We start from the raw sequence: 12,225 nt of genomic DNA, 5'->3' as shown, positions 1-12,225 counted from the left end.
TTAGCGCTGTGCCGCCCTGACCAGCGGAAGTGTGCGGTAAGGGACGGGTGTGTCCAGTGCGATCACCGATTCGGTGCGCATGACCCCGTGGAGATCGACGATCAGGTCGATGACCCGCTGGAGATCGGCGTTGCTACGGGCGACGATACGGCACAGCATGTCGCCGCTGCCGGTGATCGTGTGGACTTCGAGCACCTCGGGGATGCGGCCGAGCCGGTCGGCCAGCGGCTCGTGGCCGGACACCTGCCGGATCTGGAGCGTCACGAACGCCGTGACATCGTAGCCGAGGGCGGCCGGGTCGATCTCGGGGCCGAAACCGATGATCACCCCGCGCGCGACCAGCCGGTCGAGCCGGGCCTGGACGGTGCCCCGGGCGACGTTGAGGCGGCGGCTGCACTCGAGTACCCCGATTCTGGGTTCCTCATTCAGCAATGCCACAAGTCGGATATCCAGCTGGTCAACGCTCACAACATTGCTCTTCCCGATCCGCCGTCCACTAGACACATTGTCCACTGCTTCCGGACACAGTTGCACAGGTTGGACACTGAAGAACAGAGTGGGCCCCATGAGCGATGACGTGTTCCCTGTCCACGGCATGGACGCGGTCGTGTTCGCGGTAGGCAACGCGAAGCAGGCCGCCCACTACTACTCGACGGCCTACGGCATGACCCTGATCGCGTACAAGGGGCCGGAGACCGGCAGCCGCGACGAGGTCGCCTATGCGCTCAAGTCGGGCGGCGCCCGGTTCGAGTTCCGGGGGGCGGTCAGGCCCGGCTCCGACCTCGCCCGCCATGTGGCCGCGCACAGCGACGGCGTGATCGACCTGGCCATCGACGTGCCCGACGTCGACGCGGCGTACGCGCACGCGCTGGCCCAGGGCGCCACGGGCCTGGCGGAGCCCTATGTGATTGAGGACGAGTTCGGCAAGGTGGTGCTCGCGGCCATCGCCACCTATGGCGAGACCCGGCACACCCTGGTCGACCGGTCGAACTACACCGGCCCCTACCTGCCCGGTTACGTCGCGGCGAAGCCGATCGTGGAGCCCGGCAAGCGCATGTTCCAGGCGATCGACCACTGCGTCGGCAACGTGGAGCACATGGAGGAGTGGGTCGAGTTCTACGAGCGGGTCATGGGCTTCACCCGGATGGCCGAGTTCATCGGCGACGACATCGCGACCGAGTACTCGGCGCTGATGTCGAAGGTGGTGGCCGACGGCACCCGCAAGGTCAAGTTCCCGCTGAACGAGCCGGCCCTGGCGAAGAAGAAGTCGCAGATCGACGAGTACCTGGAGTTCTACGGCGGTCCCGGCGTGCAGCACATCGCGCTGGCCACCAACGACATCCTCGACACCGTCGACCGCATGCGCGCCGCCGGGGTGGAGTTCCTGGAGACGCCCGACTCCTACTACGACGACCCCGAGCTGCGTGAGCGCATCGGCAACGTGCGCGTCCCGGTCGAGGAGCTGAAGAAGCGGCGCATCCTGGTCGACCGCGACGAGGACGGCTACCTGCTGCAGATCTTCACCAAGACCGTGCAGGACCGCCCGACGGTGTTCTTCGAGTTCATCGAGCGGCACGGCTCGCTCGGCTTCGGCAAGGGCAACTTCAAGGCCCTGTTCGAGGCGATCGAGCGCGAGCAGGAGCTGCGCGGCAACCTGTAGATCTTTACTTCGCGGCGGATTTGTCCTGGTCCGCGACAGGTGATCACCTCGGCATGGCTTCTCCGACACCGCCGCCGGGTGATCTGCCGGGCCAGGACCCGTCCCAGCCCTGGACACCGCCGCCCGCGCCGGGCGGGCGTCCTCCGTACGGGACGCCCGGACACGGCGCCCCGCCACCGGCCGGCCAACCCCTCGCCGGCCGGTGGCGGCGACTTCTCGCGGGCGTCGTGGACGCCGTCATCGTCGGCCTCGTCTCCTCGCCGTTCACCTACGAGTCGTGGTCGGCCGTCTACGACGAGCGCACCAGCACCTGGCACGGCGAGCAGGTCACCCACTGGTTCTGGGGCTTCCTGATCGGGTTCCTCTACTACTGGCTCTTCCACGCCTTCTGGAACGGCCAGACCCCGGGCAAGAAGATCCTCCGCATGCGGGTGGCCCGGGAGGACGGCGGCCGGATCGGCGTCGGCCAGGCGGCGCTGCGGTCGATCGTGTACGTCGTCCTCACGGCCACCTGCTGTCTCGGCTTCGTCGACCTGGTCTGGATTTTGTTCGACCGCAGAAAGCAGGCGTTGCACGACAAAGCGGCATCAACCCTGGTCGTGGATGCCTGAACGTGTCCGCGACCTCGCATAAGGTGTCCCGGCAGGGTCGGTTCGGGGAGGGGCACCCATGCGGTTGGCCAGGGCGCTGTCAGGCGCGCTCATCGTCGTCACACTCGCGAGTTGTTCGCCGTCGGGGGCGTCCGACCGGTCGGTCGTCCGGTCCGGCACGGCGGGCGCGTCCGGGATCGGCGACGACGACTTCCCCACCGACGGCAACGGCGGCTACGACGTCGGCCACTACACCCTGGCCCTGGGCTACGACCCCGCGACCCGGCGGTTGTCGGGCACCGCGACCATCGACGCGACCGCGACCGAGGACCTGTCGAGCTTCAACCTCGACCTCCACGGCTTCACCGTCAGCGCGGTCACGGTCGGCGGGCTGCCGGCGGCGTTCACCCGGTCCGGCGACGAGATGACCGTCACGGCCGACCTGTCCAAGGGCTCGACGTTCCGGACCTCGGTGACCTACCGGGGCGAGCCGCAGCCGGTCCGCAACTCCCCCAACCTCGGCACCTACGGCTTCGTGCCCACCGGCGACGGCTCGTTCGTGGCCGCCGAGCCCAACGGCGCCAAGACCTGGTTCCCGGGCAACGACCACCCGGCCGACAAGGCGACCTACGAGTTCCGGCTGACCGTGCCCGACGGCGTGACCGCCATCGCCAACGGCGAGCTGGCCGGCCAGCCGGCGTCGGCGGGCGGGAAGACCACGTTCGTCTGGCGCGAGACCCACCCGATGGTGAGCTACCTGGCGACCATGACGACCGGGAAGTTCCTGGTGAAGACCGGCGCCTCCGAAGGCGGCATCCCCGTCTACGCGGCCGTCGACCCGCGCTACCAGAGCCAGCTCGACCGGCTCTTCGAGGTGTCGGGGCGCATCACCGACTACTGGACCACGATCTTCGGGCCCTACCCGTTCAAGTCGACCGGCGGGATCGTCGACGACTTCGCGTCGGGCTACGCGCTCGAGAACCAGACCAAGCCGATCTACGGCGGCTTCGAGCCCGACGAGGGCATCATCTCCCACGAGCTGGCCCACCAGTGGTTCGGCGACAGCGTGAGCATCTCCCGCTGGAAGGACCTGTGGCTCAACGAGGGCTTCGCGACCTACGCCGAGTGGTTGTGGGCCGAACACCGGGGCCAGGCGACCGCCCAGCAGACCTTCGACCGCCACTACGCCAACACCACCGACCCGATGTGGAACTATCCGCCCGGGGTGGCGCAGAAGAGCGACCTGTTCAACAACTCGGTCTACATCCGGGGCGCGATGGCCCTCCACGCCCTGCGCACCACGGTCGGCGACGACGCCTTCTTCAGAATCATTCGTCAGTGGGCGAGCGACCACCGCCACGGCAACGCCACGACCGGCCAGTTCACCGCCCTGGCCGAGCGGGTCTCCGGTCAGCGGCTCGGCGAGCTCTTCGGCCAGTGGCTCTTCGACAAGGGCCGCCCGGCCCCGCTCACGAGAATATGAGCTTGTAGCCGTCCCGCCTGAGGGCGGCCAGCACGTCGTCGCAGTGGTCGGGGCCGCGGGTCTCCAGCTGGAGCAGCACCTCGGCCTCGTCGAGGTGGAGCCGGGCCCCCACCCTTTCGTGCACGACGTCGAGCACGTTGGCCTTGAGCTCGGCCAGCCTCCTGAGCAGGGCGGCCAGCGCGCCGGGCCGGTCGGCCAGGCGGATGCGGAAGGCCAGGTAACGCCCGGCGGCGGCGAGGCCGTGGCGCAGCACCCGGGCCAGCAGCAGCGGGTCGATGTTGCCGCCCGACAACACCGCGACGACCGGGGGCTCGAAGGCGTGGGGCTTGTCGAGCAGGGCCGCCACCCCGGCGGCGCCCGCCGGCTCGACGACCATCTTGCCGCGTTCGAGGCAGAGCAGCAGGGCACGCGAGAGCGACTCCTCCGAGACGGTCACCACCTGGTCGACCAGGTAGTGGATCATCTCGAACGGCAGGTCGCCCGGCCGCCCGACGGCGATCCCGTCGGCCATCGTGAACTGCGGTTCGACCATCACCGGGTGGCCGGCCGCGAGCGACTCGGGATAGGCCGCGGCGCGTTCGGCCTGGACGCCGACCACCCGTACACCCGGACGCAGATGCTTGGCCGCCAGGGCCACCCCGGCCGCGAGGCCCCCGCCGCCGATGGCGACCACGATGGTGCCCGTCTCGGGGAGCTGTTCGATGATCTCCAGCCCGATCGTGGCCTGACCGGCGATGACGTCGGGGTGGTCGAAGGGGTGGATGAAGACCGCGCCGGTCTCGTCGGCGTGGCGGCGGGCGGCCTGCAGGGCGTGGTCGACGGTGTGCCCGGCGAAGATGACCTCGGCGCCGTAGCCCCGGGTCGCCTCGACCTTGGGCAGCGGCGCGCCCTCGGGCATGTAGACGGTCGACTTGGCCCCCAGCAGCCCCGAACCGAAGGCCACCCCCTGGGCGTGGTTGCCCGCGCTGGCCGCGACGACGCCCCGGGCCCGCTCCTCCTCGGTCAGCCGGGCGATGCGGACGTAGGCGCCGCGCACCTTGAACGACCCGGCCCGCTGGAGGTTCTCGGCCTTCAGGTAGACCGGCCCGCCGATCGTCTCGGACAACACCCGTGAGTGCACGACCGGGGTGTGGGCGATCACGCCCTTGAGAAGTTCACGGGCGGCGAGCACGTCGTCGTACGTGACCTGCGGGACAACCATGCGCGCAATCCTGCCACTACGGTGTGGCGAGCACGGCCTTGGACCGGTCGGCGGCCAGGTGCACCGCGAAGCCCCCGAGGACGGTCCCGGTCACGTAGCGCTGGATCTTCACCGCGGCCGGCCGGGTCGACAGGTAGGCGGCCAGCCCGCCCGCGCCCACGACGATGAGCCCGTTGACGAGCATGCTGATGCTGATCTGGACGCCGCCCAGCACGAAACTCTGCAGGATCACGTGGCCGTGGGCGGGCTCGATGAACTGCGGCAGCAGCGACATGTAGAGGATGGCGGCCTTCGGGTTGAGCAGGTTGGTGACCAGCCCCATGGTGAACAGCCGCCCGTTGGAGTCCTGCGGCAGCTCCTTGGCGGCGAAGACCGCCTGCCCGCCGGGCTTGACGATCTTCCAGGCGAGATAGAGCAGGTAGGCCGCGCCCGCGAGCTTGATCGCCGTGTACGCCGCCGGCACCAGCGCGAAGATCGCGGTCAGGCCCAGGCAGGTGGCGATCAGGTAGACGACGAACCCGACGAACGTCCCCAGCAGGGAGACGAACCCGGCCCTGCGCCCCTGCGAGATCGCCCGCGAGGCGAGATAGATCATGTTCGGTCCGGGAGTCAGCACCATCCCGAGCGAGACGACGGCGATCCCCGCCAGCGCAGTCCACTCCATGAACGCCTCAAGCCGTGCGCGAACCGGGAATATTCCCGGGTGACCAGTAGCGGTCACCGCCCAGGATCAGCGCCGCCGCGCCGATCAGCCCGGCCTCCTGCCCCAGCGAAGCCGGCACGACCCGCACCCGCGACGCGAACTCCATCCGGGCGTGGGTGCGCAGCGCCTCGTCCAAGGGCTCGAAGAGCAGCGGCCCCGACTGCGACAGGCCGCCGCCGATGGTCACCAGGTCGACGTCGCACAGGTGGGTCGCCGAGGCGATGGCCAGGCCGAGCGCCCAGCCCGCCCGGTTCATCGCCGCCACCGCGATCTGGTCGCCCGCCGCCGCGTCGGCGGCCAGCTGGCGGCCGGTGGCCCTGGCGTTCTCGCGGTAGAGGGCCGCGGCCTCCCGCTCGGAGAGTTCGGGGTCGACGGGGCCGGCGGCGGGGGTGCCGGGCACCCAGCCCCGGTCGACGGCCCACCCGGCCAGGGCCGGGCCCCGGGCGATCGCTTCGAGGCAGCCGTTGCCGCCGCAGCCGCAGGGCGGGCCCGCCGGGTCGACGACCACGTGGCCGATGTGCCCGGCGTTGCCGGTGCCGCCGTTGATCAGGCGGCCGCCCAGGATGAGGCCGCCGCCGACGCCCGTCGAGACGACCATGCCGATCATGTCGTCGACGCCCCGGCCGGCGCCCTTCCAGTGTTCGGCCGCCGCCAGCGCGATGGCGTCGTTGTGGATGCGGACCGGCACGCCGGGGAACCGCTCGCGGAGCCGGGCCACCACCGGGAAGCCGTCGCGCCAGCCGGGCAGGTTGAGGGGGGCGACCACGCCGTCGGGCCAGGTCATCGGGCCGCCACAGCCCACGCCGACGCCCTCGACCGTCTCGGCGCCGACCGTGGTCTCGATCAGCGACCACAACGCCCGCCACACGGTCTCGGCGTCGCCGCCGGGCGAGGTGGGCGCCACGTCCGAGGTCAGCAGGTCTCCCGACGCGTCGGTCAGGCCGACCGCGCACTTCGTGCCGCCGATGTCGATCGCCAGAACCGCCACGGCGCCGACTGTCTCACGACGACGACGAGAAGACCAGGACGGAAGCCGTGAATCCGTGTACGTGGTTCACTCCGCCCACCGGCCCGACCTCTCCGGCGGCGAAGAACCCGGCGATCCCGATGGGGCCGAGGGTGTCGCGCAGCGCGAGGGCGTCGTGGTCGGGGGTGCCGAACATCGCCGAGCCCCGGCCGTTGCAGGAGAACAGCAGCGCGCCGTCGACCCGGCCGCCCGACTCGATGTGGGCGTCGAGCAGTTCGTAGAGGTCCTCGTCGGCCGTCTCGGCGTCGCGGACCTGGAAGCGCACTGTACGGCCGACCTCCACGACGTCGCCGATGGCCACGGCCTCGCGTTCGGGGTCGATGCCCAGCACGCCCCGGATCAGGAAGTCGCCGCGCTCGTGCCGTTCGGCGTACTCGTCCATGGCCACGCCGATCTGCAGGCCGCTGGCGACGAGTTCGCGGTCGTCCTCGTCGAGGGAGCTGACGATGTCCTCCAGCCGGGCCAGCGCGGGCTGGCCGGCGAGTTCTAGCAGCAGGTTCTCCTCGGCCGCCGTCACGATCATCGTCGGGCCGATCGGGCGGCACCCCTGGCTGACCACGGTGCTGATCTGGACGGGGCCGCTCAGCAGCACCCCGATCGCGCCCTCGGTGTACACCTCGCCGTCGGCGAACAGGCGGACCGAGCCGCGCCCGCGCAGCCCGTTGGCCAGGCCGCCGATGATCGGCAGGTTGCCCAGCACCTCGCCGGAGTGCTCGATGAAGGCGTCGGTCGGAAAGCTGTAGGGGTCGGCGAGCATGATCGCCACCCGGTCGTCGGGGTCACGTTCCGGCAGGCCGATCACCACGAACCGGTCATCGGCCCGCAAGGACTCCAGCGCGAAGGTGGTCACCCGCGCCTCGCCCAGGCTGGCGGCCCACGCCGACACCGCCGGGGTCAGCTCGACCCCCTGCGCGTCGCCGATCACGCCGGTGGCGCTGCACCCGATCACCGCGGCGTCGGGGACCAGCGCCATCGCCCGCTGCCCGGCCCGGGCGACGTCGTCGGGGTCCTCCCCGCAGATGAAGAAGCAGACCAGGTCGGCGGGGCCGGAGAGACCTTCGACGGCCTGCCGGATGGCCGATTCGGCACTCTCCACGAGATTGGGCCCGACGGCGAGACCGTCGGCGAACCGGCTGGTGATTACCGCCATCGTCTCGCCCCCTCTTTACCGACAAGTCGTGCTATCTCGGGTAGTTGCCTTGCATAGGCTTCATGCCCCGTTTCTCCCCAGTAGCACGTTGCCGACGCGTACGGATCGTCACGCGATGGTCAAGATCCGAAGCGAGACGCGGACGGCCGAAGGCCGGCTGTGGCTCGCGCCAGAACTCTTTCTTAGACACGCATTGGGATGCCGGAACTCCGATCGCGACGTAGTCTCGATCCCGTGCACAAATCGCCAGCACCTGCTCCGACATTGAGCACTCTGCGCGAACTGCGCGAGAGCGGACATGTCCACCGGTCAGTCAAAGCCGAGATCCGCGAGAACCTGCTGGCCAGGCTGCGTGCCGGTGAGCCGAGGTTCCCGGGCATCGTCGGGTTCGACGACTCCGTGCTGCCCTATCTCGAACGCGCGCTGATCGCCGGGCACGACATCGTGCTCCTCGGCGAGCGCGGTCAGGGCAAGACCCGGCTGATCCGCACGGTCGTCGGGCTGCTCGACGAGTGGACGCCGGTCATCGCGGGTTGCGAGATCAACGACCACCCCTACGCGCCCGTCTGCGGACGCTGCCGCGCGCTCGCCGACGACGAGATCGTCGTCGCCTGGAAGCACCGCAGCGAACGTTACGGCGAGAAGCTCGCCACCCCCGACACCTCGGTCGGCGACCTGATCGGCGACGTCGACCCCATCAAGATCGCCGAAGGCCGCACGCTGGGCGACCCCGAGACCGTCCACTACGGCCTCGTCCCCCGCACCAACCGGGGCGTCTTCTCCGTCAACGAGCTGCCCGACCTGGCCGAGCGCATCCAGGTCGCGCTGCTCAACGTGCTGGAGGAGCGCGACATCCAGGTCCGCGGCTACAACCTGCGCCTGCCGCTCGACGTCCTGCTGATCGCCTCCGCCAACCCCGAGGACTACACCAACCGGGGCCGGATCATCACGCCGCTGAAAGACCGGTTCGGGGCCGAGGTGCGCACCCACTACCCGAGGTCGGTCGACGACGAGCTGGTCCTGATCCGCCAGGAGGCCATGGGCGACATCGGCGCCGACGTGCCCGACCACCTGGTCGAGATCATCGCCCGGTTCACCCGGCTGGTGCGCGAGTCGTCCGCCGTCGACACCCGCTCGGGCGTGTCGGCCCGGTTCTCGATCGCCGCCGCCGAGACCGCCGCCGCCTCGGCCGTGCGGCGGGCCGCCCTGACCGGTGAGGACCTGCCGGTGGCGCGGGTCTGCGACCTGCCGGGCATCGTCCACACGCTGCGCGGCAAGGTCGAGTTCGAGGTCAGCGAGGAGGGCCGGGAGATCGAGGTGCTCGCGCACCTGCTCCGGCGGGCCACCGCCGAGACCTTCCGCGGCACCCTGGGCGGCGCCGACCTCGCGCCGCTGCTCGACAAGTTCGCCCAGGGCGCCCAGATCGAGTCGGGCGAGCTGGTCGGCGCCACCGAGCTGCTGCGCCGCATCGGCCGCGTCGAGGGCCTGGCCAAGATCATGTCGCGGATCGGCATGGGCGAGGGCGACGAATCGCCGGGCCACGCCGCCGCCGCGCTGGAGTTCGCCCTTGAGGGCCTCTACCTGATGCGCCGCCTGTCGAAGGACGACATCGCGGGCGCCGCGGTCTACCGCACGTGACCTCCTACCGGTACGGCGAATACCAGGACGGCCCCGACCCCCTGGCGCCGCCCTACGACGTCAGGGGCGCCCTCGACGAGATGGGCGACGCCATCCTGTCGGGCTCGACCCCCCTCGACGCCCTGCGTGACCTGCTGAAACGAGGGCTGCCCAACGCGCCGGGCCGGCGCGGCCTGGAGGAGCTGCTGCGGCAGGTCCGCAAGCGCCGCCGCGACCTGCGGCAGAACACCCGGCTCGACGGGATCCTGGAGCAGGCCAGGGAGCTGCTCGACCGCGCCCTCGACCAGGAGCGCACCGAGTTGTTCCCCGACCCGTCCGACGACGCCCGCTTCCGCGAGGCCCAGCTCGACAACCTGCCGGGCGACACCGCGAGGGCCGTACAGGAGCTGTCGGAATACGACTGGCGTTCGCCGCAGGCGCGCCGGTCGTTCGAGGAGCTGCGCGACCTGCTGCGGCGCGAAGTGCTCGACAGCCAGTTCAAGGGCATGCGCGACGCGCTGGCCAACCCCGACCCGGCCGCGATGGAGCGGGTCAGGCAGATGATGGCCGCCCTGAACGAGATGCTCGACCGCGACGCCCGGGGCGAGCACACCCAGCAGGACTTCGACGACTTCATGCGCGACTACGGGGACCTGTTCCCCGAGAACCCGCGCAACCTGGAGGAGCTGGTCGACCAGCTGGCCCGCCGGGCCGCCGCCGCCCAGCGCATGCTGGCCTCGATGACCCCGCAGCAGCGCGCCGAGCTGGCGAGCCTGATGGACCAGACCCTCCAGGACAGCGGCCTGGCCGACCAGATGCGCCGCCTCGGCGACTCCCTGTACGCCCGCCGCCCCGACCTCGCCTGGAACTCCGCCGAGCGGGTCAGCGGCGAGTCGCCGATGAGCATGGGCGACTCGGTCAGCGCCCTGCAGGAACTCGCCGACCTCAACGACCTGGAGTCGTCGTTGCGCCAGGACTACCCGGGCGCGCGCCTGTCCGACGTCGACGAGGAGGCGATCCGCCGGGCGCTCGGCCGGTCGGCCGTCGACGACCTGCAGGCACTCAAGCAGATCGAGCGCGAGCTGGAGCAGCAGGGCTACCTGCGCCGCAACCGGGGCAAGCTGGAGCTCACCCCCAAAGCGGTGCGCCGCCTGGGCGAAACCGCGCTGCGCCGGGTCTTCAACTCGCTGGAGAGCACCCGCCGGGGCGACCACGACCAGCACGACGCCGGCGCGGCCGGGGAGCTGACCGGCTCGACCCGGCCCTGGCGCTTCGGCGACGAGCAGCCGATCGACGTCGTCCGCACGGTGATCAACGGGGTGCGCAGGGGCGGCGGCGCGCCGGTGACCCTGACCGTCGACGATTTCGAGGTGGCCGAAACCGAAAGGCGCTCGGCCGCGGCCGTCTGCCTGCTGGTCGACCTGTCCTATTCGATGGCGCTGCGCGGCACCTGGGCGGCGGCCAAGCAGACCGCGCTGGCCCTCCAGGCCCTGGTGGCCTCGAAGTTCCCGCAGGACGCGGTGCAGATCATCGGCTTCTCCAACTACGCCCGGGTGCTGCAGCCCGACGAGCTGGCCGGGCTCGAATGGGACATGGTCCAGGGCACCAACCTGCACCACGCGCTGCTGATCGCGGGCCGCCACCTCGACCGCCACCCCGACTTCGAGCCGGTCGTGCTGGTCGTGACCGACGGCGAGCCGACCGCCCACCTGATGCGCGACGGCACCCCGCAGTTCGAGTGGCCCCCCTCGAAGGAGACCCTCGAACTCACGTTGGCCGAGGTCGACAAGATGACCCGCCGCCGGGCCACGCTGAACGTCTTCATGCTGGCCGCCGACGAACGGCTGAGGGCCTTCGTCGACGAGGTCGCCCGCCGCAACGGCGGCCGGGTGTTCGCCCCCAACGTCGACAAACTCGGTGAGTACGTGGTCAGCGACTTCCTGCGGGCACGCCGGCGGTCATAGTGGACGAAGGGTGATATCGGTCTAACACCAGGTGAGATCACCCTGTCCGGCGCCTCACAACCGAGCGACTCCGCGACCTCATAACGTGCGAGGCACCGCAGCGATTGGAGTCGCGCACATGTTGTCCAGTTTCATCCTCGTCGTCTCACTCCTGCTCGCCTTCGGCGCCCTGGCGGGCTTCGCCCTCCTGGTGCACAGCATCAAGCGGGAGGACCGCCGGCGCAGCCTCACCCTCAGCCCCCAGAGCGCCCTGTCGTCGTTGTCGCGGCGCATGCTCGGACTCAACGTGGACCACACGGCGTGTGTGATCCACCCCGAGCAGGCCTGCCCGACATGCGCGAAGGTCGACGACACCCTGACGGTGTGAGGCGTGATCGCGATAGCCTTCGGCGCATGTCGTTCCTCGACAAGCTGCTGCTCTGGCTGCACATCGCCTTCGCCATCTTCACGATCGGCCCGCTGACCGTCGTCACGAGCTCGATCCCGCGCTACATCCGCAAGCAGGACCTGAACGTCCTGCACTACCTGAAGCGGATGGGGCGGGTCTTCGGCCTGCTGACCCTGGGTGTGTTCCTCTTCGGTCTGCTGCTCGGGGGCAGCAACCTGGGAGAGGTCTACCTGACCGTATCCATGACGCTGTTCATAGTCGCGGCCGTGATGCTCGTCATCATCGACCGCGACACGAAGAAGGCGATCGCGGCTCTGGAGAACGACGACCCGTCGGACGACGGGCGGGTCCAGACCGCCAAGATCGCCGCACTGGGCGGCATCGTCGCCCTGATCTGGCTGGTGATCCTCGTCCTGATGGTCTTCTTCAACCCGTAGGACAG

12 protein-coding genes and 1 pseudogene are annotated in these 12,225 nt (G+C 70.3%); 8 read left to right on the top strand and 5 right to left on the bottom strand.

Annotation, left to right across the window (positions count from 1 at the left end):
- Positions 1-468 carry an Lrp/AsnC family transcriptional regulator gene (locus tag AW271_RS20250; RefSeq protein ID WP_062338945.1) on the bottom strand — a complete coding sequence of 156 codons (468 nt, stop codon included), beginning with the start codon at positions 466-468 and terminating at the stop codon, positions 1-3.
- Positions 469-565: 97 nt separating this feature from the next.
- On the opposite strand from AW271_RS20250, the gene hppD reads away from it, so the two are divergent.
- From hppD to AW271_RS43270, 4 genes and pseudogenes are all read left to right on the top strand, one after another.
- A complete protein-coding gene (gene hppD, locus AW271_RS20245) occupies positions 566-1,660 on the top strand; it encodes a 4-hydroxyphenylpyruvate dioxygenase (RefSeq protein ID WP_062338944.1) in 1,095 nt (364 codons plus the stop codon).
- A 53-nt stretch (positions 1,661-1,713) separates the two neighbouring features.
- Positions 1,714-2,271 carry an RDD family protein gene (locus tag AW271_RS20240; RefSeq protein WP_083976900.1) on the top strand — a complete coding sequence of 186 codons (558 nt, stop codon included), beginning with the start codon at positions 1,714-1,716 and terminating at the stop codon, positions 2,269-2,271.
- Between the two features lie 58 nt (positions 2,272-2,329).
- A pseudogene (locus AW271_RS43275) lies at positions 2,330-2,998 on the top strand (gluzincin family metallopeptidase); the annotation flags it as partial.
- A gap of 126 nt (positions 2,999-3,124) precedes the next feature.
- Entirely contained in the window at positions 3,125-3,733 is a 609-nt protein-coding gene (locus AW271_RS43270; protein WP_439648994.1) for a M1 family aminopeptidase, read from the top strand.
- On the opposite strand, the gene ilvA is transcribed toward AW271_RS43270, so the two are convergent.
- The 4 genes from ilvA to AW271_RS20215 are packed head-to-tail and all read right to left on the bottom strand — an operon-like array spanning position 3,720 to position 7,814.
- On the bottom strand, positions 3,720-4,934 hold the full coding sequence (gene ilvA, locus AW271_RS20230; RefSeq protein ID WP_062338941.1) for a threonine ammonia-lyase: 1,215 nt from the start codon (positions 4,932-4,934) through the stop codon (positions 3,720-3,722). The two genes, AW271_RS43270 and ilvA, sit on opposite strands and share 14 nt — an antisense overlap.
- Positions 4,935-4,950: 16 nt before the next feature.
- Positions 4,951-5,598, bottom strand: a complete 648-nt coding sequence (locus AW271_RS20225) for a LysE family translocator (protein ID WP_062338940.1) — start codon at positions 5,596-5,598, stop codon at positions 4,951-4,953.
- A gap of 7 nt (positions 5,599-5,605) precedes the next feature.
- On the bottom strand, positions 5,606-6,625 hold the full coding sequence (locus AW271_RS20220; protein ID WP_062338939.1) for an ROK family protein: 1,020 nt from the start codon (positions 6,623-6,625) through the stop codon (positions 5,606-5,608).
- Between the two features lie 13 nt (positions 6,626-6,638).
- Positions 6,639-7,814 (bottom strand): FIST signal transduction protein, encoded by a 1,176-nt coding sequence (locus AW271_RS20215; RefSeq protein WP_062338938.1) that lies wholly within the window; start codon positions 7,812-7,814, stop codon positions 6,639-6,641.
- A gap of 198 nt (positions 7,815-8,012) precedes the next feature.
- Between AW271_RS20215 and AW271_RS20210 the strand changes: the two genes are divergently transcribed.
- From AW271_RS20210 to AW271_RS20195, 4 genes are all read left to right on the top strand, one after another.
- The gene (locus AW271_RS20210; protein ID WP_157554415.1) at positions 8,013-9,452 is read left to right on the top strand and encodes a sigma 54-interacting transcriptional regulator; all 1,440 of its coding nucleotides are present in this window, start codon (positions 8,013-8,015) and stop codon (positions 9,450-9,452) included.
- Positions 9,449-11,395 (top strand): vWA domain-containing protein, encoded by a 1,947-nt coding sequence (locus tag AW271_RS20205; protein ID WP_062338936.1) that lies wholly within the window; start codon positions 9,449-9,451, stop codon positions 11,393-11,395. Before AW271_RS20210 ends, AW271_RS20205 begins: the two co-directional genes overlap by 4 nt.
- A 118-nt stretch (positions 11,396-11,513) precedes the next feature.
- Positions 11,514-11,762, top strand: coding sequence for a hypothetical protein (locus AW271_RS20200; RefSeq protein WP_062338935.1), 249 nt, complete (start codon positions 11,514-11,516; stop codon positions 11,760-11,762).
- A 26-nt stretch (positions 11,763-11,788) separates the two neighbouring features.
- Positions 11,789-12,220, top strand: coding sequence for a hypothetical protein (locus AW271_RS20195; protein ID WP_062338934.1), 432 nt, complete (start codon positions 11,789-11,791; stop codon positions 12,218-12,220).
- Positions 12,221-12,225: the final 5 nt, after the last annotated feature.

It is taken from the genome of Herbidospora sakaeratensis, assembly GCF_001570525.1.
Lineage (GTDB): Bacteria > Actinomycetota > Actinomycetes > Streptosporangiales > Streptosporangiaceae > Herbidospora > Herbidospora sakaeratensis.
This window is presented reverse-complemented; position numbering and strand designations above follow the sequence as displayed.